The organism is Streptomyces sp. NPDC048504, from assembly GCF_043200035.1.
GTDB lineage: Bacteria > Actinomycetota > Actinomycetes > Streptomycetales > Streptomycetaceae > Streptomyces.
Window position 1 is genome coordinate 1 of record NZ_JBICXA010000011.1, and the last position, 26,314, is coordinate 26,314.

Annotated in this window: 19 protein-coding genes and 1 pseudogene; 7 read left to right on the forward strand and 13 right to left on the reverse strand. The window is 69.8% G+C overall.

Annotated elements, in window-relative coordinates; genetic code table 11:
- Positions 1-110: 110 nt before the first annotated feature.
- Positions 111-1,958 (reverse strand): transketolase, encoded by a 1,848-nt coding sequence (locus ACGFY9_RS26235; RefSeq protein WP_393758006.1) that lies wholly within the window; start codon positions 1,956-1,958, stop codon positions 111-113.
- 135 nt (positions 1,959-2,093) lie between these two features.
- Here ACGFY9_RS26235 and ACGFY9_RS26240 point away from each other — a divergent pair, with 135 nt between their 5' ends.
- On the forward strand, positions 2,094-2,441 hold the full coding sequence (locus ACGFY9_RS26240) for a VOC family protein (protein WP_393758008.1): 348 nt from the start codon (positions 2,094-2,096) through the stop codon (positions 2,439-2,441).
- 30 nt (positions 2,442-2,471) lie between these two features.
- Here the strand turns inward: ACGFY9_RS26240 and ACGFY9_RS26245 are convergent.
- Positions 2,472-4,432 (reverse strand): annotated as a pseudogene (locus ACGFY9_RS26245) (DUF5107 domain-containing protein).
- Positions 4,433-4,591: 159 nt separating this feature from the next.
- Here ACGFY9_RS26245 and ACGFY9_RS26250 point away from each other — a divergent pair.
- Positions 4,592-4,939 carry a DUF6204 family protein gene (locus tag ACGFY9_RS26250; RefSeq protein ID WP_393758010.1) on the forward strand — a complete coding sequence of 116 codons (348 nt, stop codon included), beginning with the start codon at positions 4,592-4,594 and terminating at the stop codon, positions 4,937-4,939.
- Here the strand turns inward: ACGFY9_RS26250 and ACGFY9_RS26255 are convergent.
- The 7 genes from ACGFY9_RS26255 to ACGFY9_RS26285 form a co-directional block, all read right to left on the reverse strand.
- Positions 4,911-5,462 (reverse strand): GNAT family N-acetyltransferase, encoded by a 552-nt coding sequence (locus ACGFY9_RS26255; RefSeq protein ID WP_393758012.1) that lies wholly within the window; start codon positions 5,460-5,462, stop codon positions 4,911-4,913. The genes ACGFY9_RS26250 and ACGFY9_RS26255 overlap by 29 nt on opposite strands.
- Positions 5,463-5,482: 20 nt before the next feature.
- Positions 5,483-5,725 carry a LapA family protein gene (locus ACGFY9_RS26260; protein WP_266774077.1) on the reverse strand — a complete coding sequence of 81 codons (243 nt, stop codon included), beginning with the start codon at positions 5,723-5,725 and terminating at the stop codon, positions 5,483-5,485.
- Between the two features lie 43 nt (positions 5,726-5,768).
- Positions 5,769-7,562 carry a CocE/NonD family hydrolase gene (locus tag ACGFY9_RS26265; RefSeq protein WP_393758014.1) on the reverse strand — a complete coding sequence of 598 codons (1,794 nt, stop codon included), beginning with the start codon at positions 7,560-7,562 and terminating at the stop codon, positions 5,769-5,771.
- 148 nt (positions 7,563-7,710) lie between these two features.
- Entirely contained in the window at positions 7,711-8,643 is a 933-nt protein-coding gene (locus tag ACGFY9_RS26270) for an LD-carboxypeptidase (RefSeq protein WP_393758016.1), read from the reverse strand.
- Positions 8,640-10,592, reverse strand: coding sequence for an LpqB family beta-propeller domain-containing protein (locus ACGFY9_RS26275; protein WP_393758018.1), 1,953 nt, complete (start codon positions 10,590-10,592; stop codon positions 8,640-8,642). Before ACGFY9_RS26275 ends, ACGFY9_RS26270 begins: the two co-directional genes overlap by 4 nt.
- A 15-nt stretch (positions 10,593-10,607) precedes the next feature.
- Complete coding sequence (locus ACGFY9_RS26280) at positions 10,608-11,918, reverse strand: M20/M25/M40 family metallo-hydrolase (protein ID WP_393758020.1); 1,311 nt, start codon at positions 11,916-11,918, stop codon at positions 10,608-10,610.
- Positions 11,911-12,744, reverse strand: a complete 834-nt coding sequence (locus ACGFY9_RS26285) for a M55 family metallopeptidase (RefSeq protein WP_393758022.1) — start codon at positions 12,742-12,744, stop codon at positions 11,911-11,913. Before ACGFY9_RS26285 ends, ACGFY9_RS26280 begins: the two co-directional genes overlap by 8 nt.
- A 364-nt stretch (positions 12,745-13,108) precedes the next feature.
- On the opposite strand from ACGFY9_RS26285, the gene ACGFY9_RS26290 reads away from it, so the two are divergent.
- Entirely contained in the window at positions 13,109-17,389 is a 4,281-nt protein-coding gene (locus ACGFY9_RS26290; protein WP_393758023.1) for a discoidin domain-containing protein, read from the forward strand.
- Between the two features lie 76 nt (positions 17,390-17,465).
- On the opposite strand, the gene ACGFY9_RS26295 is transcribed toward ACGFY9_RS26290, so the two are convergent.
- Entirely contained in the window at positions 17,466-18,818 is a 1,353-nt protein-coding gene (locus ACGFY9_RS26295; protein WP_393758025.1) for a beta-1,3-glucanase family protein, read from the reverse strand.
- 268 nt (positions 18,819-19,086) lie between these two features.
- Between ACGFY9_RS26295 and ACGFY9_RS26300 the strand changes: the two genes are divergently transcribed.
- Positions 19,087-19,893 (forward strand): thioesterase family protein, encoded by an 807-nt coding sequence (locus tag ACGFY9_RS26300; RefSeq protein ID WP_393758027.1) that lies wholly within the window; start codon positions 19,087-19,089, stop codon positions 19,891-19,893.
- Positions 19,894-19,914: 21 nt separating this feature from the next.
- Here the strand turns inward: ACGFY9_RS26300 and ACGFY9_RS26305 are convergent, their stop codons facing one another.
- Both ACGFY9_RS26305 and ACGFY9_RS26310 read right to left on the reverse strand, forming a co-directional pair.
- A complete protein-coding gene (locus tag ACGFY9_RS26305) occupies positions 19,915-20,685 on the reverse strand; it encodes an SDR family NAD(P)-dependent oxidoreductase (protein WP_393758029.1) in 771 nt (256 codons plus the stop codon).
- Positions 20,686-20,706: 21 nt separating this feature from the next.
- Complete coding sequence (locus ACGFY9_RS26310) at positions 20,707-22,242, reverse strand: long-chain fatty acid--CoA ligase (RefSeq protein ID WP_393758031.1); 1,536 nt, start codon at positions 22,240-22,242, stop codon at positions 20,707-20,709.
- 212 nt (positions 22,243-22,454) lie between these two features.
- Here ACGFY9_RS26310 and ACGFY9_RS26315 point away from each other — a divergent pair, with 212 nt between their 5' ends.
- The 3 genes from ACGFY9_RS26315 (at position 22,455) to ACGFY9_RS26325 (ending at position 25,521) form a co-directional block, all read left to right on the forward strand.
- The gene (locus ACGFY9_RS26315; protein WP_393758033.1) at positions 22,455-23,234 is read left to right on the forward strand and encodes an enoyl-CoA hydratase/isomerase family protein; all 780 of its coding nucleotides are present in this window, start codon (positions 22,455-22,457) and stop codon (positions 23,232-23,234) included.
- 72 nt (positions 23,235-23,306) lie between these two features.
- Positions 23,307-24,365: a 2,3-butanediol dehydrogenase gene (locus ACGFY9_RS26320; protein WP_393758035.1), complete on the forward strand. Its 1,059-nt coding sequence runs from the start codon at positions 23,307-23,309 to the stop codon at positions 24,363-24,365.
- Between the two features lies 1 nt (position 24,366).
- Positions 24,367-25,521, forward strand: a complete 1,155-nt coding sequence (locus tag ACGFY9_RS26325; RefSeq protein ID WP_393758037.1) for an acyl-CoA dehydrogenase family protein — start codon at positions 24,367-24,369, stop codon at positions 25,519-25,521.
- A 43-nt stretch (positions 25,522-25,564) separates the two neighbouring features.
- Here the strand turns inward: ACGFY9_RS26325 and ACGFY9_RS26330 are convergent, their stop codons facing one another.
- Entirely contained in the window at positions 25,565-26,272 is a 708-nt protein-coding gene (locus ACGFY9_RS26330; RefSeq protein WP_393758039.1) for a TetR/AcrR family transcriptional regulator, read from the reverse strand.
- Positions 26,273-26,314: the final 42 nt, after the last annotated feature.

Consider the following 26,314-nt stretch of genomic DNA (forward strand, 5'->3'; position numbering starts at 1 on the left):
ACGGGAATGGCTGCGGCTTGCGTCATCCACAGGCTTCGTGGCCCGGAACGGACGGGGGGGGGGGGCCCGCCGCGCGCGGGGGGGCCCCGGGCCCCTGGCGTTGAGCGCGTTCAGCGCACGATCGCCGTCTCCACCAGCAGCCGCCCGGCCGCCGCGATCGACGCCGCGTCGATCCCGGCCTCGTGCAGCTGCTCGGCCGGGCTCGCCGAGCCGGGCATGGTGCGTACGGCGAGACGGACCAGGCGCGGCACCGGCCGACCGTCGAGGAAGGCGTCGAGGACCGCGTCCCCGAGGCCGCCCTCGGGGTGGTGGTCCTCGACGGTGAGCAGACAACCGGTGTCCTCGGCGGCCTGGCGCAGGGTCTCGACGTCGACGGGCTTGACCGAGTACAGGTCGATCACTCGCACCTGGATGCCCTCGCGGTCGAGTGCGTCGGCGGCGGCCAGCGCCTCCTTCACGGTGACACCGGCGGCCACGACCGTCAGCCGGTCCCGGCTGGAGAAGCGCAGCACCTTGCTGCCGCCGACCGGGAACTCCTCGTCGGGGCCGTAGACGACCGGCCCGGCGCCCCGCGAGGTCCGCAGATAGCGCACGCCCTCCAGGCCTGCCATCGAGGCGACGAGCCGGGCGGTCTGGTTGGCGTCGCACGGGTACAGCACCGTCGAGCCGTGCACGGCGCGCATCATCGCGAGGTCTTCGAGCCCCATCTGCGAGGGCCCGTCCTGCCCGATGGACACACCCGCGTGCGAACCGACCAGGTTGATCCCCGCGCCACTGACGGCAGCCATGCGGATGAAGTCGTACGCGCGGGTGAGGAACGCCGCGAACGTGGAGGCGTACGGCACCCAGCCGCGCGCCGCCAACCCGACGGCCCCGCCGACCAGTTGCTGCTCAGCGATGTAGCACTCGAAGTAGCGGTCGGGGTGCTCCTTGGCGAAGTACTCCGCGCGCGTGGAGTCCCCGACCTCACCGTCGAGCGCCACGACGTCCCCGCGGGCGGAGCCGAGCGCGGCGAGGGCCTGGCCGAAGGCGTCGCGGGTGGGGACGTCGTCGCCGCGGTCGTAGCGCGGGAGTTCCAGGCGGTCGGCGCGCACGGAGTGCAGCGCGCGGGCGTCCAGGGGCTCCCGTACACGGACGCGGAGGTCGCGCCGGCCACCGAGTTCGGCGATCGCCGCCTCCGCGTCCGGCAGCGGTTTGCCGTGCAGTCCCTCGCGGTCCTGGACGGAGGCGACGCCCTTGCCCTTGAGGGTGCGGGCGAGGATCACGGTCGGCTGACCGCTGGTGGACGCGGCCTCGCCGTAGGCGCGGTCGACGGCGTCCACGTCGTGTCCGTCGACCTCGACCGTGTGCCAGCCGAAGGCCCGGAACCGGCGCGCGTACGCATCGAGATCATGTCCGTGCCGGGTCGGGCCGCGCTGCCCGAGCCGGTTGACGTCGACGATCAGGGTCAGATTGTCGAGGTGTTCGTACGCCGCGTGCTCGGCGGCCTCCCACACCGAGCCCTCGGCCAGCTCGCTGTCCCCGCACAGCACCCACACGCGGTAGCCGGTGCGCTCCAGCCGCTTGCCGGAGAGGGCGATACCGACGCCGACCGGCAGCCCCTGCCCGAGCGAACCCGTGGCGGTCTCGACCCACGGGAGCCGCTGCGGAGTGGGATGCCCTTCGAGACGGCTGTCCAGCATGCGGAAGGTGAGCAGTTCGGCGTCGTCCACGGCTCCCACGGCCTTGTAGGCGGCGTAGAGCAGGGGTGAGGCGTGTCCCTTGGAGAGGACGAAGCGGTCGTTGCCGGGGTGGGCGGGGCGGTCGAAGTCGTAGCGGAGGTGGTGGGCGAGCAGGACGGCCATCAGATCGGCGGCGGACATGGAGGACGTGGGGTGTCCGGAGCCCGCCGCGTCGGCGGCCCGCACACTGTCCACGCGCAGTTGCTGTCCGAGTTCGACGAGTTCACCGGTGTCCATGAGGCTCCTTCCGGGGATGTTCCTGCGAGGCATTCCGCGTCCCCCTGATCAAGCCGCCCAAACACGTGCCGAACGGTCACCGGGATCGTCCGAAAGGATCACCAAGTCCCGCCCGCCCCAACTAGGCTCGTCCGTATGGAGATTCTGGGAGCCACGCTGCGTATCTGCGTCGACGACCTGGAGACCGCCGTCCCCTTCTACGAACGGCTCGCGGGTGGCACCGCGCTCCGCTTCGAGCGCGGTGGGGTGTCGGTGGCCGCGGTCGGCTGTTTCCTGCTGATGAGCGGGCCTCCGACGGAGCTGGAGGTGTTGCGCAAGGTCGCCGCCACCATCGCCGTCAAGGACGTCGACGAGACCCACGCGGTGCTGACCGAGCTGGGCGCCCACATCGTCGCGGGCCCCATCGCCTCACCGGCGGGCCGCAACCTGATCGCGATGCATCCGGACGGCATGGTCTACGAGTACGTGGACCGGCGGGCCTGATCGGCGACCGCCGGTCCGCGGTCCGTCGTCTCAGGGCGTGTCCGGCCGCATCCTGAAGTCGTAGCGCGTCGGCAGTGGTTCATCGGTGAGCCGGGACCACAGCCGGCCGATCGACTCGGCGCCCTCGCGCAGATCGGCGACCTCGAACCCCTCGTCGAAGACGGCCCACGCGTCGTCGCGCCGCCCTTCAGCGAGCAGCAACTCGGCCTGGAGCAACAGGAATCGGCCGCGTTCCCGGGTGACGGGATGCAGCATCTCCCAGACCGCGCGGGCATCGGCAGTCCGTCGCACCCGCAGCAACGCCTCGACGGCCTCACGCCCGAGCGCGGCCGTCGCGGCGGTCCACCGCTCCCCGCGTCCCGCCGCTCATGACACAGGTCCGCGAAGGCCTCGTTGTACCGGTCCGCGGCCCGCCCGTGGTTCCCCGCCTCCTGATCCGCCACGGCGAGACAGCGCAGCAACGGCCAGAGGGACGGGGCGAGTTCGAGGGCCCGCTCCCAACTGCGCACCGCCTGCGCCCGATCGCCGGCGTGCCACTGCGCGACACCGAGGTGGTACTCGGTGAGCGGGGTCGCGGGCGCGGTCTCCAGCATGTCCCGCCAGTGCGAGGCGACCAGCGTCTCCCCGGGCGGCCGGACCCGGCGCGGCTCGGGCAGGACGCCGCTCCGCAGCAACTCCGCCCAGGGCGCCTGTGCCTCGCCGAGCATGGACTCCTCGAAGGGGGTACCGGGCAACTTCCAGTCGGTGCGCAGGACTTCGAGCGCGCCCCACCCCGAGCCGGTGGCGAGTATCTCCCCGGGTTCGGTGTCGGCGTGCGGCTTCCATGCGGCGTAGGCGGCGTCGAACTCGGCGCGGGGCAGGGCGGTTTCGAGCCGCGCCTCGGCACCGTCCACGACGGTGGCCCACTCCCCCTCCGTCTGCGCGTCGAGCGGTCCGTACGCCTCCAGCCAGGACGCCTCGCTCTCCGGGTCCAGCCGTACATGCTCCAACTGCGTGCGGGCCAGGCCCGCTTGGATCTCGCAGTAGCCGCCGGTCCCCGGCTCGGTGAGCCACTCCTGCCAGCGCCGGCCACCACTGCCGGCGCCCCACACGAACAGCTTGCGGCCCCGCAGCACATCGGTGGATGTCTGCACCAGCCCGTGCCCGTCCGCGTCGAGCGCGGCGATCCATCGGCGCCGGCCGTCCGGCAGTTCGTAGAAGTAGTCGGCGGCGTAAGGGCTGTTGAGGGGATAGGACCGGTCCACTCCGTCGTACGACGGCACCGGCACCCGGCGCAGCCGCCGCTCGTACCCGAAGTGCCAGGCCTCCGACGCCGGTGCGAGAACCCGGCGTTCCTCCGGTACGGCGATGTTGGACCACCAGTAGGTGGGCGCGGGCCGCTCGTGCGGGTTGCGGACGCGGACGCCGACGTAGAGGAAGTCGGAGCCGTCCGGGAGCCAGAGGTCGACCTGGAAGGGGAGGTCGCGGAGGCGTTCCCACTCCCACAGGCGGAGCATCTCGCCGCCGCCGGGGGCGGGGACGCGGGCGGCGTGCAGGGGTGCGCAGGAGAGGGTGGTGTGGCCGGTCGCGCCGATGTTCCACTCGATGCCGCCGGAGAACCAGGCGCCGTTGAGGGCGAAGTTGGCGGGCTGCAACACCGGGTTGCGGTACAGGAGTTCACGGTCGGCGGGCTTGTGGACGAGGGAGGCGATGCGGCCGCCGAGGGTGGGGAGCACGATGGCGCGGAGCCGGTCGTTCTCGATCACGAGGGCGTCGATGCGGCGGGGGGTGCGGTCTCTGTCGTAGCCGTCCCGGACGCGGGTCGGCAACAGGCTGCGGAGGGGTTCGTAGCCGACCTGGCGGGCCATGTCGCGCGGGAGGTCCTCGCGGTCGCGGTCGTCTATGCGGTGTTCCTCGTCGAGCGGACGCAGTGGGGGCAGCGGATTGTCGGGACCCAACTCCGCGGCGGGGAGCGTCAGTACCTCACGTCGGATCGTCGTCACGATCACCATGGAACCCGGCAACGGGTGCGGTGGCCAGGGGCATTGCCAGTCAGGATTCCGCAAAGACGGTGGCCCGCGGGGAGCGGGCGGAAAAATCCGCGTGCGGTCGCCGCCCGCCGCCGTACAGTCGGGCCGTTCGACGACATGGACCGAGGAGTGGAACGGCTGATGGGCGAGCAGCACACGTACCGGGTGATCGTCCGGGGCACCTGGGACGCGCTGACGGACGAGGCGCGGGAGCGGCTGCTCGGCGAGGCGGCGGAGCACGGGATGCTGAGCATGCGGTTCGCCGAGGAGGGCTCGCTCAGTTACGAACCGGCGCCGCTCAAGCACTTCTCGTGGCGGTATGTGGTGGTCTCGGACGCGGTCGACGGCGACGAGATGGCGGCCGCGCTCGCGGAGGACCGCGCCGAGACCGCGCTGAAGGATCTCGGCTACGGCTTCCGTGACCTGAAATCGACGGTCACGGACCTCGACACGATGAAGGTCAACCGGAAGTCCGCATCTCGGCGGTGATCGCCCAGCGCTCGTGGTCCCGCCACGCGCCGTCGATGTAGATCATGTCCGGCGAGAAGCCTTCGAGGCGGAACCCGCAGCTGCGGGCGAGGGCTATGGAGGGGAGGTTGGTGGGCTGCACGTTGATTTCGAGCCGGTGCAGCCGCATCGGCCCGAAGGCGTGTCCCACCACGAGGTTCATCCCCTCGCGCATCAGCCCTCGCCCTGCCGCGTGCGCGAAGACTCCGTAGCCGAGCGCTCCGCACTGGAAGCCGCCCTCGACGATGTTGTTGATGTTGATGAACCCGGCGATGCCCCCGCCGTCCAGCTCGCACACGAGAAATCCGGCTTTGGACCGGTCCTCGATCAGCCGCCGCGCGTAAGCGGTGTACGCGTCCCCGCCGGCCGGCGGGAACAGCCACGGCTGGTGCAGGTCCTTGCTCTCCCGGGCACACGCGGTGAACTCGGCACCGTCCTCGTACGTGAAGTGGCGTATGCCCACGCGGGGGCCCTCGGCGAGATAACGGGATGCGGTGTGCGGCATCCCGTCACCTTAGTTCGGGGTCAGCGGCGCCGTCGCATGAAATACCACCCGCACAGGGCGCCGATGACCGCCGTGCCCAGCAGTGCCATCCACAGAGGCATGGTGACCTCGGGGATCAGCAGACGGATCTTCGTGGCGCGGGTGTTCTCGAAGATGAAGATCAGGGCCAGGACGGCGAGCAGCAGCACCGTGATCCGGGCGGGCGTCAGCACGCGTTCCCGCTGGCCGGTCCTGCCGCCGCTCTCGGTGGTCTTCGGGCTCATGCCTCCAGGGTGAGCCCGAATCGGCCATCACGCACGGTGAGACTCAGTCCGCGACGACCGGCAGCTCCAGCACCCCGGTGTCCTGCGGCGAGCTGACCACGGTGACCGGCTTGATGCCCCGGTTCCCGGTGTACGCGTCGTCGCTCGCCGCGATCACGAACTGGAGCCGGTGCCCCTTCGCGTACCGGTGCACGATCCCCGGCAGGGTCACCGTGAAGCTCTTCGTGACGTCCGGCACGCGGACAGGGGCGACCAACCTGTGGACAAGCGTCTTGCTGCCGTCGGGGGCGACATCGTAGAGCTTGGCGAAGAGGACGAGGTTGTCGGCGGCGTCGCCGGAGTTCTGGGTGCGCTGCGCCTTCGGGGAGACGACCTTCAGCGTCGCTTTCGGGGCGCCCACGACGTCCGTGGTGCGGGTCAGGGGCTCACTGGTCCACCCCAGGTACGTGCCCGCCGTGTCGTACGGCGCCGGGTCCGGCAGGCCGATCGTTCCGCTCAGCGAGCTCTCCGAATGGTTGGTGGGGACAAGCCAGTTGGTGTAATCACGGCTGCCGCGCGCCACCTTCGCCCGGTTGTCCACGAGCTTGCCGTCGCCGGAGAGGTAGAACTTCTCGTCGAGCGCGGGGAGTTGGCTCGCCGTGGCGTAGGTGTCGGCCGGGTCCGTGATCCAGTCCCGGTAGTAGGCGAAGGCCGGTCCCGTGTCCGTGTTCTTGCGCTGGAGCAGGTACCGGTCGAACCAGGCGAGAATCCGCCTCCCGACGTAGCTCGATTCCAAGTCACCCTTGCTGAGGTCGAGTTCACCGGCGGCGGGGTCGGTCATCCCGCCGCTGTGACCCCACGACTGCCAGACCATCTTGGCGGTCGTCCCCTGCGCCTTCAGCGTCTTGTACGTCGCCGTCGCCTCGTTGAGGTTGAAGAGGGTGTCGGCCTGCCCCTGGACGAGGAGCGTCGGGGCCTTCACCCGGTTCAGATACGACACCGGCGAGACGCTGTGCGCGTACGCGAGCAGGTCTGCCGTCGCCTCGGCCGGATAGCTGCCGGAGTTCAGGGTGCGGATTATGGCGCAGGCCCGGGTGACGAAGTGCAGGCAGCTGAGGGAGTTGATCCGGGTCGGGTCGAGGTTCGGGACGGTCAGGGGCTGGGTCTCGCCGATGAGGTAGAAGCCGTTGGTCCACTGCCATTTGAAGGCGCCTGGAACGGTCCGACTGCCTTGACCCACCGCGTTGTCGGGGTCGAGGGAGTACACCAGGTCGTTCCAGGTGATCAGGGGGACGAGCGCGTCGACCCGGTGGTCCACGGCCGCCGTCGCCAGCTGGATCGCGCCGCCGTACGATCCGCCGATCATCCCGACGCGCGGGTCGCCCTTCGCGTCGAGGGTCACGAAGTCGGCCTTGGTCCCGTCGTCGGCGGCCCGTGTGCCCGCCAGGAAGTCGATCAGCCCGGACGCGGCCTCGCCGTCGATGTCCGGGTCGTCGAGGGAGACGAGACACCCGGACTTGCCGAAGCCGAGCCCGGAGTAGACGAGTCCGACATAGCCGCGCTGCGCGAAGGCCTTGCCGATGGCGTCGGTCGAGCCGTCCGACTTGCTTCCCCCGAAGCCGTTGGTCGCCAGCACGGCGGGCGCCGGGTGGGCGCGGTCCACACCCGCGGGCCGGTACAGATCGGCGTCGACCGCGCAGTCGCGGCCGCCCGCGGGGACGGTGAACTTCAGTGCGGTGACGGTGTATTGGCCGGCGGCCGCGGCGGGGCGGCCCAGGACGAGCGGGGCGGTGAGGGTGAGCGGGGCGGTGAGAGTGAGAGCCAGCGCGGCGCGGATTCCAGGCACACGACGGGACACAGGGACCTCCACACTGAGGACAACCCGACTGAGCGAACGGCGACTTACCGACCGGTAAGTACCGGTCCACGCCCATGGTGTGACACGTGTCAGGCCAGGTCAATCACCGTGAAGGGTGTTTCTTGACAGGAATTCAACAAGCGCGCGGCTACCGCAGCGCGGGCTCGTCCAGCGTCAACGTGCCCGCTTCAGCGTCGAGTTGGGCAGTCACGCCGAGCGGTATCGTCAGCGCCCCGTCGCCGTGTCCGAACCCGAACTCCTCGACGACGGGTACGCCCAGCCCGCCCAGCCGGTCCGCGAGCACGGGGCGCAGTTTCTCGTACGGTCCGCAGCCGGCCCACGAGCCGAGGGCGATCCCGGCGACGCCGTCCAGCCAGCCGCTGCGCAGCAGTTGGGTCAGCATCCGGTCGATGCGGTACGCCAGTTCGCCGACGTCCTCGATCATCAGCAGCCCGCCACGCGCACCGGCGGACGCGTGCGGGGTGCCGAGGTCGGAGGTGAGCAGGCTCAGGCAGCCGCCGAGGGTTACGCCCCGGGCCCGCCCCGGGACGAGTGCGCCGCCGCCGGTCGGAACGGCGTGGATGGTCCGTACGGACTCCGGGTCGAAGAGGGTCGCCCTCAACTGCTCCTGTGTGCGGGCGTTCTTGATGAAGTCGACACCGGCCGCGGCGGGTCCGTACAGGGTGACGAGGCCCAGCCGGGCGGCGAACGCCTGGTGCAGCACGGTGGGGTCGCTGAAGCCGACGAACACCTTCGGCCCGGCGGCGCGCATCGCCTCCCAGTCGAGGAGGTCGACGATGCGCTGCACGCCGTAGCCGCCGCGGGCGCACAGCACGGCGGACACGGACGGGTCGCACCAGGCGTTCTGCAGATCGGCCGCACGGTCCGCGTCCGTGCCCGCCAGATAGCCCAACTCACCGTGCCGATCCCGGACATGGGGTGCCACGACCGGGTCCAGGTCCCAGCCGCGCAGGATGTCGAGGCCCGCCTCCAGCCGTTCCTCGGACACCGGCCCGCTGGGTGCGACGACGGCCACGCGGGCGCCGGGGGCGAGTCGGAACGGGCGGACGAGCGGGGTCACTTGGTGAGCTCCAGGGTGGGGACGCCGGGCGGGTCGATGCCGAAGACCTGGGCGTACAGGGAGAGTTCTGCCTCCAGGGCGCGGGTCATGGTGTCGGCGCGGCGGAAGCCGTGGCCCTCACCCTCGAACGCGAGGTAGGCGTGCAGTACTTGGCGTCCGCGCATCCGCTCCAGGAAGCGTTCGCACTGGACGGGCGGGCAGATCACGTCGGCCAGGCCCTGCATCAGCAGGAAGGGCGCGGTGACGCGTTCCGCGTGCTCGACGGGTGAGCGTTCGACGTACCGGGCGGGCACCTCGGCGAGCGGGCCGACCAGGGTCTCCAGGTACCGGGACTCGAAGTCGTGGGTCTCCCCCGACCCCCAGTTGGCCAGGTCGAGAACCGGATAGATGATCGTGCCGCAGGCGTAGACGTCGGTCGTCACGAGGGACGCGGCGCTGGTCCAGCCGCCCGCGCTGCCGCCCCGGACGGCGAGCCGGGCGCGGTCGGCGGTGCCTTCGTCTGCGAGGGCCAGCGCGACGGCCGCGCAGTCCTCCACGTCGACGACACCCCACTGCTCACGCAGCCGGTTGCGGTACTCCCGGCCGTGCCCGGTCGAGCCGCCGTAGTTGACCTCGGCGACGCCGATGCCGCGCGAGGTGAAGTAGGCGATCTCCAGGTCGAGGACGAGCGGCGCCCGGCTGGTGGGTCCGCCGTGCGCCCAGATGACGTACGGCGGCAGTTCGTCGCCCGGTGCGGCCCAACTCGGGCTGTGCGGCGGGTAGATGTGGGCGTGGATGTCGCGTCCGGCGGGGCCGGTGAAGGTGCGGATCTGCGGTTCGGGATAGTGCGCGGGGTCCACGGGGTCGTCGTGGGCGGCGCCGATCACCCGGGCTCTGCCGGTGCAGGTGTCGAGTTCGACGACCTCGTAGGCGCTGCGCGGGCTGGCCCCGACGCCGACGATGCGCTCGCCGTTCACCGCGAGGGTGGACGCGAACTCGGTCCAGGGTCCGGCCGCGTCGACGACCTCGCCGGTCTCCGGGTCCAGGATGCCGAGCAGGGTGGCGCCGCGGCCGTGCACGACGGCGATCGGCCCGCTCTCCAGGGGGGCGAACCAGCGCTGGCCGAGCTTCCACAGCGGCCCGCCGAACTCCTCCTCGCGGGCGCACAGCGGCTGGTGGTCGCGGTAGAGGTTCCACCAGCCGGTGCGGTCGCTGGCGTAGAGCAGCGAGCCGTCGAAGCCCCAGTCGACCTGCGCGATCGACTCCTCGGGCCCGCCTGCGACGGCCCGGGGCTCCCCGAACGTGCCGTCGTCCGCGACCTCGGCGAGCAGCAGCTCCGTGCCGTCCCACGGCATCCGAGGATGGTCCCAGGCGAGCCAGGCCGCCCGCCGCCCGTCGGGCGAGACGCGCGGCCCGGACACGAACCGGTGCCGGTCGTCGGTGAGTTCACGTACCGCGCGCCGGTCCTCCGCGGCGGATCCGTCCAGCGGTACGGCGCCCAGCACACGCCGTACATCGCCGGGGGCCTCGCCGGTGAACTCCTCCAGCACGCACCACACTTCACCCAGGTCCGGGCGCAACTGCGGTTCCGCCCAGCGCAGTCCGCCGCCCACCCGCGACACGGGAGTGAGCGGGCTCGGCTCGCTCCCGGGGGCGTAGCGGTACAGGCGCTGGTCGGTGAAGTTCACGAACACCACGAGGGGTTGACCGTCTTGGACCGTTCCAGCCCAGGGCTGTCCGCCGTACTCCATGACCCGGCTGCGGACGTTCCACGGCGCGGGCAGCACCGACTCCTCGGAGCCGTCCGCGAGGCGCCGGACCAGGGTGCGGCGCCCGCCCTCGGTGGGCCGGGGCTCGGTCCACCAGGCCTCGTCGCCGACGAAACCGACGTACTCGGGGTGTCCGTCGTGCGCGGCGGCGAGGGCCGCGTCGATGGGCGAGGGCCACGAGCCGTACGCCAGAGTCTGCACGTTCTCCCCCACTTGCTAGGCCGTCCTCAGGAAGCGGTCCAGGACGCGGACGCCGAAGTGCAGTGCCCCGACCGGGACCCGTTCGTCGACTCCGTGGAACAGCGCCTGGTAGTCGAAGCCCTCGGGGAGCTTCAGCGGTGCGAAGCCGTAGCCGGTGATGCCGAGGCGCGAGAACTGTTTGGCGTCCGTGCCGCCGGACATGCAGTACGGGACCACGTGTCCCTCGGGGGCGAACTCCTCGACAGCGGCCCGCATCTGAGCGTATGTCAGGGAGTCGACCGGTGCCTGGAGGGCCACTTCGCGGTGGTGGAACTCCCAGTCGACGTCCGGTCCGGTGAGCCGGTCCAGGGTGGTGCGGAACTCGTCCTCGCCGCCCGGGAGATAGCGTCCGTCGACGTAGGCCACGGCCTCGCCAGGGATCACGTTGACCTTGTAACCGGCGTTCAGCATGGTCGGGTTGGCGCTGTTGCGGACGGTGGGCTCGACGAGTTTCGCCGCCGGGCCGAGCTTGGCGAGGAGTCCGTCGACGTCGTCGAGGTCGGCCTTGATGTCGTACAGGGCGGCGAGTTCGGTGAGGGCGGCGCGGACGGTCGGGGTGAGCCGCAGCGGCCATTCGTGTTCGCCGATGCGGGTGATCGCGGCGGCGAGACGGGTGACGGCGTTCTCGTGGTTGACCTTGGAGCCGTGGCCCGCGCGGCCGTGCGCGGTCAACTTCAGCCAGCCGGTGCCGCGTTCGCCGGCGGCGATGGGATAGATCTCCCGGCCGGTGCCGTCGTGGAAGGTGAACGCCCCTGATTCGCTGATGCCTTCGGTACAGCCGTCGAAGAGCCCAGGGTGCTGGTCGGCGAGGAATCCGGAGCCGTCCTCGGCGCTCGCCTCCTCGTCGGCGGTGAACGCGATGACGACGTCGCGCCGGGGCCGTACGCCCAGCCTGGTCCAGGCGCGGACGACGGCGAGGATCATCGCGTCCATGTTCTTCATGTCGACCGCGCCGCGCCCCCAGACGACCCCGTCGCGGATCTCCCCGGAGAAGGGATGCACACTCCAGTCCTCGGCCTGCGCGGGCACGACGTCCAGGTGACCGTGCACGAGCAGCGCGTCTGCGGAGGGGTCGGTGCCCTCGATGCGGGCGACGACGTTGGTGCGGCCCTTGGAGCGTTCCAAGAGGGTCGGTTCGAGCCCCGCACTGGCCAGTTGCTCGGCGGCGTACTCGGCGGCGGGCCGCTCCTGGCAGTCGCCGCCACCCCGGTTGGTCGTGTCGATGCGGATCAGGTCCGAGGTGAACGTCACGACCTCGTCCAGGGCCCGCTCGTCGATGTCAGCCATACTGCTCCTCCACCGCGGCCGAGACGATCGTGGTGACCGCCTTGAAGGTCCGGATGCCCTCGTACATGGTGTCGCTGGTGTACGCCACCTTCCGCTCCCCGACCCGCCCGACGCCGGGGACGACGGTGGCGGCCATGGCGAGGTGCTCGGCGTCGAATTCGAGGGCGACGGTGAACGGGCCGCCCCGCACCGGTTCCTGACGGCCCGCCAGTTTCGCCGCCTCCTTCGCCGCCGCGCGGATGTCGGCGGCCGTCCTGGCCGGCGTACGGCACACGGCCGCGTACCGCGACACGTGGTCCTTGACCGCCACCTTCAGCGCCTCGGGCGCGTACCCGAGGGCGTCCTCGCAGGCCACATCGTCACCCGTGACCAGGACGACCGGTACCCCGTACTCGGCGACGACATGCGCGTTGAGGAGTCCCTCGCTCGCGCGCACGTCGTTCAGCCACACGCCGGTGATCGAGTTCGCGAGGTAGGTGTGGGCGAGGACGCCCTCCATGCCGGCGCCCGCGTGGTAGCCCACGAACGCGATGCCGTCGACGTCGCCGTGCTGCACGCCCTCCACCATGGAGAGGGACTTGTGGCGTCCGGTGAGCATCTCGGTCCGCTCGTCGAGCCGTTCGAGCAGCAGGTTGCGCATCGTCCAGTGGGCCTCGTTGACGAGCACCTCGTCGGCGCCGCCGTCGTAGAAGCCGAGGACGGCCGCGTTCACGTCCGAGGTGAACATCGAACGGCACCGCTCCCACTGCGGTGTCCCCGGCAACACGTCGGCCGGCCAGGTGACGCCGGTCGCACCCTCCATGTCGGCGCTGATGAGGATCTTCATGGGGCATCACGTTACGCGTCGACGAGGAATCCGCCAGGAAGAAGCGGCACGGAATTCAACGACATTGGATCGCGCAAGAATTTGCGCGACTTGCGTTCACTTTCGTCCAGCAGACGTAAGCGCACGCAAGCCAACTCCCGCGTGACTCCAGGGCGATGAGTGCTTCTGGTGAATATTGCGCTGTTCCAGCTGTAGACCCGCTCACGTCGCTCTGCAATATTTCGATGAAACAACGCAAAATCCTGCCTCTCAGGGGCAGCATGCACCTCGTCACCTCGCACCTTTCTGCTCCTGCACCACCCACCGGGAACGAGCCGCCCTCGCCGCCCCACCGGCGCGCGAGCCTCCGCAGGAAGTGACCCGTATGACTCGACCGACTCGACACAAGCAGAGATCCCCCAGACGGCGCGCGGCGATCGCCGCGCTCGCCTCCGCGGTGATGGTGCTGGGCCTGCCCGCCGTCGGCGCACACGCGGCCGGCGGTCCCAACGTCGCCGCGGACGCGAACACCACCGCGGGCAGCACCCGCGGCGCGCACAAGGCCACCAACGTCACCGACGGCGACACCGACACCTACTGGCAGGCCGGGAAGAAGTCGGCCCAGTGGGTGCAGACCGACCTCGGGAAGAGCGAGCGCGTCCGGCAGGTCGTGCTGCGGCTGCCCGAGGGCTGGCAGACCCGCAAGCAGACGCTGGCGCTCCAGGGCAGCGACGACGGCAAGAGCTTCGCGACGCTCAAGTCGTCGGCGCAGTACGTCTTCAGCCCCGGTGACGACAACACCGTGAAGATCTCGGTGCCTTCGACCCTGGCCCGGTACGTGCGGGCCGACTTCAGCGCCAACTCGGTCGCCGGTGCGGCCCAGTTGGCCGAGATGCAGGTCCTCACGGCCACCGCCGAGACCGCCAACCTCGCCCAGGGCAAGCCCTTCAGCGAGAGCGGGCACGCCGATGTCTACGGCGCGGCCAACGCCGGTGACGGCAATCGGAACACCTACTGGGAGAGCACGAACAACGCGTTCCCGCAGTGGCTCCAGGTCGACCTCGGCTCGTCGGTCAAGGTCAACCAGGTGACGTTGCGGCTGCCGAGCGGCTGGCCGAGCCGCAGTCAGACGCTCAAGCTCCAGGGGTCGACCGACAACCAGAACTTCGCCGACCTGACGGCCTCGAAGGCGTACACCTTCGACAGTTCGACCGACCAGTCGACGACGATCTCCTTCGACGCGACGACCACGCGGTACGTGCGGGTGCTGATCACGGCGAACACCGGCTGGCCCGCCGGGCAGGTGTCCGAGCTGGAGGTCTACGGACCGGCGACCGGTGACACGCAGGCGCCCACCGCGCCGACGAACCTGAGCTACACCGAACCGGCCACCGGGCAGATCGAGTTGAACTGGGCCGCGGCCACCGACGACACCGCGGTGACCGGCTACGACATCTACGCCAACGGGCAGTTGAGGTCGAGCGTCGCCGGAAACGTCCTGACCTACACGGACACCCAGCCGGCCGGCAGCGACATCACGTACTTCGTGCGGGCCAAGGACGCGGCGGGCAACGTCTCCGCCAACAGCAACAGCGTCACCCGCAAGGGCTCGACCGGCGACACCCAGGCGCCCACCGCGCCGGGCAACCTCGCCTACACGCAGTCGGGCAGCGACGTGAAGCTGACCTGGCAGGCGTCGAGCGACAACGTCCAGGTCACCGGCTACGACGTCTATGCCAACGACCAGGTCGTCAAGTCGCTTGCGGGTGACGTGACTTCGTACACCGACTCCCCGTCGGCGTCCGCCACGGTCACCTACTACGTGAAGGCCAAGGACGCCGCCGGGAACGTGTCGGTGGCGAGCAACAGCGTCACGCGGGCCGGTAACGGTGCCGGATCCGACCTCGCGCAGGGCAAGCCCATCGAGGCCTCCTCGTACACCTTCACCTATGTCGCCGCGAACGCCAACGACGGTCAGGTGAGCACCTATTGGGAGAGCGGGGGCGGCGCCTACCCGGCCACCCTCACCACCAAGCTGGGTGCCAACGCCGACCTCAGCCAGGTCGTCGTCAAACTGAACCCCGACGCCGCCTGGTCGACGCGTACGCAGAACATCCAGGTGCTGGGCCGGGACCAGGACGCGACCGCGTTCACGAGTCTCGCCGCGGCGAAGGACTACGTCTTCAACCCGGCGAGCGGAAACATCGTGACCATCCCGGTCTCCGGTGCCGCCGCCGACATCCAGCTCAAGTTCGCCTCCAACACCGGTGCGCCCGGCGGCCAGGTCGCCGAGTTCCAGGTGATCGGCACCCCGGCCGCCAACCCGGACCTCAAGGTCACCGGCATCACCCACACGCCCGCGGCCCCGGTCGAGTCGGACGCCATCAGCCTGACGGCGACGGTCACCAACAGCGGCAGCAAGGCGTCCAAGGCCACCGACCTGAACTTCACGCTGGGCGGCACCAAGGCCGCCACGGCGGACGTCCCGGCCCTCGCGGCGGGCGCGTCGACGACGGTCACGGCGAGCATCGGCACCCGGGACGCGGGGAGTTACCCGCTCGGCGCCGAGGTGGACCCGTCCAACAAGGTCATTGAGCAGAACGAGGGCAACAACGTCTACACCGCTCCCGACGCCCTCGTCGTCAAGCCGGTCTCCAGCTCCGACCTGGTCGCGGCGCCGGTCGCCTGGACCCCGTCGAGCGCCTCGGCGGGCGACAACGTCACGTTCACCGTGGCGATCAAGAACCAGGGCACGGTCGACTCGGCGTCCGGCGCCCACGGCGTCACGCTGACACTCCAGGACGCCAATGGCGCCACGGTCAAGACACTCACCGGCTCCTACAGCGGCACCATCGCCGCCGGCCAGACGACCACACCCGTCAACCTCGGCTCCTGGACGGCCGTCAACGGCAAGTTCACCGTCAAGACGGTCATCGCCGACGACACCAACGAACTCCCGGTCAAACGGACCAACAACACCACCACACAACCCCTGTTCGTCGGCCGCGGCGCCGACATGCCCTACGACATGTACGAAGCCGAGGACGGCACGGTCGGCGGCGGCGCCCAGGTCGTCGGACCGAACCGCACGATCGGCGACATCGCGGGTGAGGCGAGCGGCCGCAAGGCGGTGACCCTCAACTCGACCGGCCAGTACGTCGAATGGACCACCCGCGCGGCGACCAACACCCTGGTCACCCGCTTCTCCATCCCGGACGGCACCAATTCGACACTCGACATCTACGTCGACGGCCAGTTCCTCAAGGCCATCGACCTCACCTCCAAGTACGCCTGGCTGTACGGCAACGAGACCGCGCCCGGCAACTCGCCGAGCGCCGGTGCCCAGCGTCACATCTACGACGAGGCGAATCTCCTGCTGGGCAGGACAGTTCCGGCAGGCTCCAAGATCCGGCTGCAGAAGGACGCGGCCAACACCTCCACCTACGCCATCGACTTCATCAACACCGAGCAGGCGACGGCGACTCCGAACCCGGACCCGGCCGCCTACGTGGTCCCGGCCGGCTTCGCGCAGCAGGACGTGCAGAACGCGCTCGACAAGGTCCGCATGGACACCACCGGCAAGCTCGTCGGCGTCTATCTGCCCGCCGGCGACTACGAGACCTCCAGCAAGCTGCAGGTCTACGGCAAGGCGGTCAAGGTCGTAGGAGCCGGGTCGTGGTTCACCCGCTTCCACGCCCCCGCATCGCAGGAGAACACCGACGTCGGCATCCGGGCCGAGGCCACCGCGAACGGTTCGTCGTTCACCGGCTTCGCCTACTTCGGGAACTACACGTCCCGAATCGACGGACCAGGCAAGGTATTCGACTTCTCCAACGTCTCCAACATCACCATCGACGACATCTGGGTCGAGCACATGGTGTGCATGTACTGGGGCGCCAACACCGACAGCATGACCATCAAGAACTCCCGCATCCGGGACACGTTCGCCGACGGCATCAACATGACGAACGGCTCCACGGACAACCACGTGGTCAACAACGACGCCCGGGCCACGGGCGACGACAGCTTCGCGCTCTTCTCGGCGATCGACGCGGGCGGCGCCGACGAGAAGAACAACCTCTACGAGAACCTGACGTCCACGCTCACCTGGCGTGCGGCCGGTATCGCCGTCTACGGCGGCTACAACAACACCTTCCGCAACATCCGGGTCGCCGACACCCTGGTCTACTCCGGCATCACGATCTCCTCGCTGGACTTCGGCTACCCGATGAACGGCTTCGGGACCGATCCGACGACGATCGAGAACGTCTCCCTGGACAGAACGGGCGGCCACTTCTGGGGCTCCCAGGTCTTCCCGGCCATCTGGGCGTTCTCGGCCTCGAAGGTCTTCCAGGGCATCCGGGTCAACGACGTGGACATCGACAACTCCACCTACGGCGGAGTGATGTTCCAGACCAACTACGTTGGCGGACAGCCCCAGTTCCCGGTGAAGGACACGATCTTCACCGACATCTCCATCACCAACTCCAAGAAGAGCGGAGACGCGTTCGACGCCAAGTCCGGATGGGGCATCTGGGCCAACGAGCTCCCCGAACCCGGTCAGGGACCCGCCGTCGGTTCGGCGACCTTCGTCAACCTGCGGATGAGCGGCAACGCGCAGGACATCCGCAACACCACGTCCACCTTCACGATCAACGTCCAGTAACTCCCGCCAGGAGAAGCTGAAGCGGGGCCGCCCTTCCTGACGAGGGCGGCCCCGTTTCGCGATGTGTCCGCAGTGCCTACCAGCCGACGGCGACCAGGAGCCACTGCGGGTCGGCGTGCGAGATGAAGGAGGACTGGCCCGCGACATCGTCGTAAGGGAAGCCGTAGGCAAGCTGGTTGATGGCGTTGTCGTGCCAGAACTTGGCGTAGTAGTTCGCGGGCGCCGCCTTGTAGAACTGCGCCGGGTCGGACTGCTGCGACGCCGGCAGCGTCGCCACATGGCGGTTGAGGGCGGCGCACATGGTGGGATCGGCGGCCAGCGAGCCGGCGCAGCCGAAGATGTCGGACGTGGCCGCGTTCACGCCCACCGACTGGGCGTACGACGTGAAGTAGTTGGCGTTGGCGCCACCCGCGCGGAAGCTCGGGTCGCTGCCGGGCGCGATGATCCGGTACGGCGCCTGGGTCTGCGCCAGCACCTTGAACTGGGACGGCACCGCGTCGGTGAACCGCTGGAACGTGGTCGCGCGGTCCTCGGCGAAGGTCGCCCGGTTCTCGCCGACCTCGGTGTCGTAACCGTCCTTGCTGTGCAGGCGCATGGCGAGCTTGAGGCCGAAGGCGTCGACGCGGGTGGTGTTGCCGTTGAAGACGTTGCCGCCGACCGTGAACTCGATGAAGTCGTAGTAGGAGCTGGTGGGCGAGCCCAGGTAGAAGTACATACGGCCCGCGGAGTTGGCCGGCATGTCCAGGTAGGGCTGCTCGGCGATGGAGTGCGTCTGCCCGTTGAAGCTCCAATACACCTGGCTGTCCGGGTACTTGCCGTTGGTGCGGTTGAGGATCTTCACCTCCACGGCGTTGTTGGCCGCGGGGATGTCGCTGGTGCTGCCCCAGAAGTCGTCCGGCGGGGTTGTGCTGCCGGGGCCGTAGACCTGGAACTCCCAGAGGGAGTAGCCCCATTGGGTGGCGCGGGCGGTGCCGTAGAGACGGACGTAGCGGCCGCTGCCGGTGACGGTGAGGTTCTGGGTACCGCCGGTGGCCGTCGTGGTGGAGTAGACCGTGGTCCAGGTGGTCGCGTCGGTGGAGGTCTGGATCTGGTAGCCGGTGGCGTACGCGGCCTCCCAGTTGAGCGAGACGCGGGTGATCTGCTGGACCGTTCCAAGGTCCACCTGAAGCCACTGCGGGTCGGCGAAGGCGGAGGACCAGCGGGTGCCGGTGTTGCCATCCACGGCCGCGCTCGCGGGGAAGGACGCGCTCTCGGTCGAGGACGCGGTGGCGGGCCGTCCTTGGGACAGCAATTGGTCGGCGGCGCGGGCGGGTGAGGGGCTCAGCGCGGCGAAGAAGGCGACGATCAGGACGACGGCCAGACCGAGAGCCGTACGGGAGCGCACGGCTCCGGTCGGAGGTCTGGCGGAGGTGCCGGCGGACGTCTGCATGGGGGGTCTCCTCAGCGGGTTGGGAGCGCTCTCCCCGGGTTGTAGTCCCGCCCTTGGCCGCCGTCAACAACTGAAGCCGAATGAACGGCAGTTCGTCGATGCGGGCGCTCATGGCGGAGCATCCGTTCAGAACCCAACCGCAAGACTCACACCACCCTGCCCCTTTCCTCCATCACTTGACGCGTCCGGTATGGACCTTTCCGCAGGTGGCAGAGTGGTCACAGCACCACCGCGCGCACGGCGAGAACAGCCTTGGGAGAGAAGTCCGTTGAACTCCGGTACCCCGGTCCCCAACAGCTACTACGAGCGCATCGACGAGCACCGCTACAAGCCCACCGCCCACGCGGGCGGCGCCTGGGACCCGGACGAGCTGCACTTCAGCCCGCTCGGCGGGCTCGTCGTCCACGCCATAGAGCACCAGGTGGCGCGGCGGCCGGACAACGGACTCGTGATGGCGCGGATCAGCTACGACATCCTGGGCCGGCTCGCCCTCGACGAGTGCGAGATCCGGGTGGAGGTCGTCCGCCCCGGCCGCACGATCGAGCTGGTCGAGGCCGTGGTGCTGGTCGCCGGCCGGCCGGTGGTGCGGGCCCGGGCCTGGTTCCTTGCCGGCATCGACACCTCCGCCGTCGCGGGCGGCCCCGACGAACGCCTCACCCCTCCCGAGGAGTTGACCCCCTGGGAGATGAGCGCGCTGTGGCCCGGCGGATACATCGCCTCCGTGGACGTACGGCCGCTCGCGCCACCCCGGCCGGGCCGGACGACCGCCTGGATCTCCACCCGGCACGCCCTCGTCGCCGGTGAGCCCAGCAGCCCGCTCGCGTCCTACCTCGCGCTCGTCGACACCGCGAACGGCATCGCCGTACGACAGCCGCCGACCGCCTGGATCTACCCCAACGTCGACCTGACCGTCCACCTGCACCGCCAACCCGTGGGCGACTGGACCGGGTTGGACACGACGGTCACCTTCGGGCCCACCGGACAGGGTCTGACGAGCACTGTTCTGCACGACGTCGACGGCCCGGTCGGGCACGCGCTGCAGATGCTCACCGTGCGGCCCGCGCCGGAGCGGTGACCGCGCTCGTGATCAATACGGCTATCGCGCGGTCCAGCCGCCGTCCACCGTGAGCGTGGTGCCGGTGACGAAACGGGACGCGTCGGAGGCGAGGAAGACCGCGGCTCCGCCGAGTTCCGAGACATCGCCGACGCGGCCCAACGGCGTGCTGCCGACGATGCGTTCGCCCCAGCGGCTGGCCAGCAGGCCGGAGCTGAGGTCGGTGTGGAAGTAGCCGGGCGCGAGGGCGTTGACACGCACCCCGCGGTCGGCCCATTCCACGGCGAGGGACTTGGTGAGGGCCTCGACCCCGCCCTTGCTGGCGGCGTAGGCGGCGATCCGCTCGAAGCCGGTGCGGGCGTGCACCGAGGAGACGTTGACGATCGAGCCGGAACGCTGCTCCAGCATCACCTTGCCCGCCTCGCGGCAGCAGTAGAAGGTGCCTTGGAGGTTGACGTCGAGGACCTGTTGCCAGTCCTCGTCGGTGACGCGCTCGCTGCGGGTGAAGTGCGGGCTCGTACCGGCGCAGTTGACCATCGCGTCGAGGCGGCCGGTGTCGTCGGTGACGCGCTCGACGATGGTCCGTACGGCGGTGGAGTCGGCGACCGAGCCGGGCAGGACCAGCACCTTGCCGCCGTGCGCGGCCAGTTCGGCCTCCAGGCTCTCAAGGTCCGCTGCGGTTCGCGCAGTTGCGGCCACGGTGGCACCCGCCTGGGACAGCGCGACGGCGATCGCCCGCCCGAGCCCCTTCCCCGCGCCCGTCACCCACACCGTCCGTCCGTCGAGCCGGAGTTGGGCATTCACGTCATTCACGTCTTTCGAATCCGCCATGGCTCAGCCCTCCGCGGGGATGTCGCGCAGGGTGCGCTTGAGGACCTTGCCGGACGGGGTGCGGGGCAGCTCGTCGACGATGTCGAAGCGGGCCGGCACCTTGAACTTGGCCAGCCGCGCCCGGCAGAACTCCCTTAGTTCCTCGGGCCCCGCGCGCTCGCCGGGCCTGAACACCACGAAAGCGCGCGGGACTTCACCCCAGCGGGGATGGTCGATCCCGACCACGGCGGCCTCCAGGACGGCCGGGTGCTCGTACAGCACCCGCTCCACCTCGGGCGTGGCGATGTTCTCGCCGCCGGAGACGATCATGTCCTTCTTGCGGTCGTCGATGAAGAGGAAGCCGTCCTCGTCGACGTGCCCGATGTCACCGGTGTGGAACCAGCCGTCCCGGAGCGCCGCTGCCGTGGCCTTCTCGTCGCGCCAGTACCCGGCGAAGACCTTGGGCCCGCGCAGGGTGATCTCGCCGAGTTCGCCCGCCGGGACCTCCTTGCCGGTGTCGTCGACGATCCGCACGCGCGTGTGCGGGACGGGACGGCCCACCGAGCCCAGCTTGGTCAGCGCGTGCTCACGGTCGAGGAAGGTGTCGCCGGAGACGGTCTCGGTCAGGCCGTAGGCGTCGGCGAACCAGGCGTTGGGGAACGCGGTCATGACGCGCCGGAGCACCGGTTCGGGGGTCTTCTCGCCGCCGCCGAGGATGAAGCGCACCGAGCTGGTGTCGTACTCCTCGCGGTCGGGGACCTCCAGGACCGCGTTGACCATGGCGGGCGCCAGCCACACGTTGGTCACCCGGTGCTTCTCGATCGCGTCGAGAACACCCTGCGGATCGAACTTCCGCTGGAGTACGACACTTCCCCCCGCGTACAGCACCCCGAGGGCCGGCATGTCCAGACCGCCCACGTGGTAGAGCGGCCCGCAGACCAACGTGGTGTCCGCCGCCGTCAGACCGAAGTGGACGATGTGGGCGAGGTTCTTGGCCTGGAGGTTTCCGTAGGTGATGCGGACGCCCTTGGGGCGTGAGGTGGTGCCGGAGGTGTACATGAGCCGCTGGAGGTCGTCGAGCTCGATGTCCACCGGCTCCACTCGCTCCCCCTTGTGCCGGGCCAGCAACTCCTCGTAGTCGGTCCACTGCTCCTCGGGCGGATCGCCCCCGCCGATCAGGATCCGGTGCTCCAGGTCCGTCAGACACCCGGCGCTGCGCTCCACCGCCCGCACGAACTCCGGCTCGGTGACGATCACCTTGGCCTGGGCGTGCCCGAGGATGTACTGCCACTCCTCTTCCGAGAGGCGGTAGTTGAGCGGCAGGAAGACCGCGCCGAGCCGGTTGGTCGCGTGGACCAGCTCCAGGAACTCCGGCTGGTTGTAGAGCAGCAGACCGACGACATCACCGCGTCCGACGCCCAGTTCGGCCAGGCCGGCCGCCAACTGGTTCACCCGCTCGCTCAGGTGACGGACTGTCAGACAACGCTCGTCCTGGACGACGGCGACGGCGTCCGGCCGCTGCGCCAGGTGGTAATCGAGGATGCTCGCGAAATTGTGCACGGCTCACTCTCGCTCTGTGGTGTTCGGCACTGAATACGGCTCGACCACGGCTCATGGGGCATACCGGATCCCGACCGGTCGGTTGCCCACTCACATGATTTAGTGTACCCATTGGTCTATAAAACCTGTGAGCCGCACTTTACGACGCAGCGTCCGCATCGACAACCATCCGAGCGCACGCGACGCCGCTTCAGCCGACGAGGAGGGTCTTCGTGCCACGCATCCGGCTCGACACCGACGGACCGGTCGTCACGGTCCGCCTCGACAACCCGCCGATGAACGCCTTCGACTCCCTACAACGGGAGGAACTGGCCACCTGCGTACGCGGGCTGGCCGACTCCCCCGCGGTACGGGCCGTAGTCCTCTACGGCGGCGAACGCCTCTTCGCCGCAGGCGCCGACATCAAGGCCCTGGCCGCGATGGGCCCGGAGGAGATACGAGGCTGGAACCGCGCCCTCCAACGCACCTTCGACGAGGTCGCCCACCTACCGATGCCGGTGATCGCGGCGGTCACCGGCTACGCCCTGGGCGGCGGCATGGAACTGGCCCTGGCCGCCGACTACCGAGTGGCAGCAGAGGACGCGGTCTTCGCCCAGCCAGAAGTACAGCTGGGGATCATGCCCGGCTCCGGCGGCACCCAACGCCTGTCCCGCCTGATCGGCCCGTCCCGCGCGAAGAACCTCCTGATGACCGGCCGCAGGGTCAAGGCGGAGGAGGCACTACGACTGGGCCTGGTCGACGAGGTGGTCCCCACGGGCGAGGCCCTGAAGGCCGCCCAGACCTACGCCCGCCACCTGCCCGAGGGCCCACCCGCAGCCCTGGAGGCCATCAAAGAGGCAGTGGACCACGGCACGGACGCGAGCATGTCGGCCGGCCTGGCACTCGAACGCGCCCTGTTCACAGGAGTGTTCGCGACCAAGGACGCCGCGACGGGCGTCCACTCATTCCTGAACTCCGGTCCTGGCAAAGCAAGGTTCAGCGACCCCACCTAGGGGCGCGGGGAACTGCGCGACCAGCCCCCACCGACCCGCAGCCAAAAAACGACACGAAAGGGGCGGAAAAACATGGAGGCACTCGTCTGGCACGGTGCACAGGATCTCCGTTACGAAGAGGTGGCCGACCCCCCCGACCCCGCCCCCCACGAAGCCGTCGTAGAAGTGACGTGGTGCGGAGTCTGCGGCACAGACCTGCACGAGTTCCTCGAAGGCCCCCACATGATCCGCGAGGCCCCGCACCCCCTCACAGGAGCCAAACCACCCCTCGCCCTCGGCCACGAACTCAGCGGCACAGTAGTCGCGTTGGGCGCGGACGCACCCGGCATCAAGATCGGCGACCGCGTGACCGCGGACCCGGTCTGGCGCTGCGGCACCTGCTTCTGGTGCACGCGCGGCGAGTACCACATCTGCCCCAAGAGCGGCTCCGTAGGCCTCGCTTCACCCGGCGCCTTCGCGGAACGCGTCACCGTCCCGCTGGCCGGCCTGACCCGCCTCCCGGACAACGTCACCGACGAACTCGCCGCCGTAGCAGAGCCGTTGGCGGTCGGGCTGCACGCCGTGACCCGGGCCGGGGTCAAGCCGGGCGACAACGTTCTCGTGGTCGGCGGCGGCCCGATCGGCGTAGCCGTAGTGCTGGCCGCCCAAATCGCGGGCGCCGCAGGCCTGTTCGTGAGCGAACCCCTCGCCGGCCGCCGCGAGATGCTGCTCGGCATCGGCGTCACCGAGGCCTTCGACCCGCGCGCGACGGACGTACGGCGTGAGGTGTTCGTACGGACCGGCCGGATCGGCCCGGACGTCGTCATCGACGCGACCGGCGTGCCCGCGCTCGCGGGGCAGGCCGTGTCGACCGTGCGGCGCGGCGGACGGGTGGTGCTGGCCGGGGTCGGGCACGGCAGTGTCGAGTTCGACATGGGCCAACTCGTGTTCTACGAGCGGTCGGTGGTCGGCACGCTCGGCTACAACTTCGACATCCCGCGCGTGATCGATCTGATGAGCACCGGACGCCTGGACGCCTCCGCCCTGATCACCGGCCGTTTTCCGCTCTCGGGAGGAGCCGGTGTCTTCGAGGACCTGGCCGCCGACCGGGCCAAGCACCTGAAGGTGCTGCTGACCCCGAAGGGACTGTGACATGGACTTCGACCTGCCCGAGGAGACCCTCGCTCTCCAGGACATGGTCCGCGAGTTCGCGGCCAACGAGATCACGCCCCACGCGGCCGAGTGGTCCGAGAACGAGATCTTCCCCACCAAGGTCTTCACCAAGCTCGGCGAACTCGGCCTGATGGGCATGCTCGTGCCGGAGGAGTACGGCGGAGCGGGCTCGGACACCGTCACCTATGTCGCGGTGATGGAGGAACTCGGCGCCGCCGACCAGTCGGTGGCCTCCTCGTGGAACGCCCACTCGACCATCGGCACCCTGCCGCTGCTCGCTTACGGCACCGAGGAGCAGAAGCGGCGCTGGCTGACCCCGCTCGCCAAGGGCGAGGCGCTCGGCGCGTTCGGGCTGACCGAGCCGGACGCCGGCTCCGACGCGGCCGGCATCGCCACCACCGCCCGCCGGGCGGACGGCGGTTGGGTGATCAACGGCACCAAGATGTTCATCACCAACGCGGGCACCGACATCAGTCAGGGCGTCACCCTGCTCGCCACGACGGGCAAGGGCGCGGACGGACGCAAGGGGTACGCGACCTTCTACGTGCCGACCGGTACGCCCGGTTACACGGTCGGCGCCAAGCTGAAGAAGCTCGGCTGGCACGCCATGGACACACGGGAGTTGGTGTTCACCGACTGCTGGGTCTCCGACGACCATCTGATCGGTGAGGAGGGCAACGGGCTGCGGCAGTTCCTGTCCGTGCTCGACGGCGGCCGGATCAGCGTGGCGGCGCTGGGGCTCTCGCTGGCCAAGGCGGCGCTGACGCTGGCCGTCAAACACGCCAAGGAACGGCACCAGTTCGGGCGTCCGCTGGCGGACTTCCAGGCGGTCGCGCACAAGATCGCCGACATCGGTACCGAGTACCAGGCCGCCCGCTGGATGGTCTACCGCGCCGCGTGGCTCGCCGACCAGGGCCGTCCGCACAGCACGGAGGCCGCCATGGCGAAGCTGTACGCCTCCGAGGTCGCCAACCGTGCGGCCTCCCAGTCGCTGCAGATCCACGGCGGCTACGGGTATGTGCGGGAGTCGGAGATCTCCCGTTTCTACGCCGACGCCAAGATCCTGGAGATCGGCGAGGGCACCAACGAGATCCAGCGCAATGTCATCGCCAGGGCCCTGGTCCAGGGCGCGTGAGCGGGCGGGATCCGCGGTGCGCGACGGCGCACCGCGGGTCCGGTCAGCTCGCCACGGAGACCGCTTCCCACAACGCCTCGGGATCGAGGGGCAGTTCGGGCCGGGCCCGCTTGAACTCGGCGGCCAGTGCCTCGACGTCCGGGAGGTCGCCGACGGACGCGGCGAAACCGCGGAACAGGGTCGAGCAGTACTCGCCCGACAGGAACGCGGCGTCCCAGCTGCCGTCCGGCCGCACCCACTGGTAGGTGTGGTTGTGGAGGTTGAGGAACTGGAGGGTGGCCAGGTGCGGTTCGACCGCACGGAAGGTCCCCTCCTCGACGGCCTCCGTGAGCAGGCCGGTGATCAGCCGTTCGAAGTCGGAGCGCTGCCGCAGCACGATCTCCAGTTCCTTGCCGCTGAGGCTGCGGTAGTCGTGCTCGTAGACCCAGATGTGGTCGAGCCTGCGGAAGATGATCGTCAGCAGCGATTCGGACAGCAGGCGCAACCGCAGCAGCGGTACCTCGTCGAGGGCCGCGATCTCCTTGGCGCGGGCCAGCAGCGGGCCGAGCACCCGCGACTGGATCTCGATGAGCAGGTTCTCCTTGGAGCCGATGTAGTAATACAGGGCCCCCTTGGCGAGCCCGACCGCGCGGCCCAGGTCGTTGATGGAGGTCGCGGCGTAGCCCTGTTGTGCGAACAGGGACGCGGCGGTGTCGATGATCTTCTGGCGTCTGACTTCGAAGCCCGGCCCATGACCCGGCGGTCGTGGCATCTCTTCTCTCCCCTTGCCGTGACGACGTGCGTGCTGTCCCGG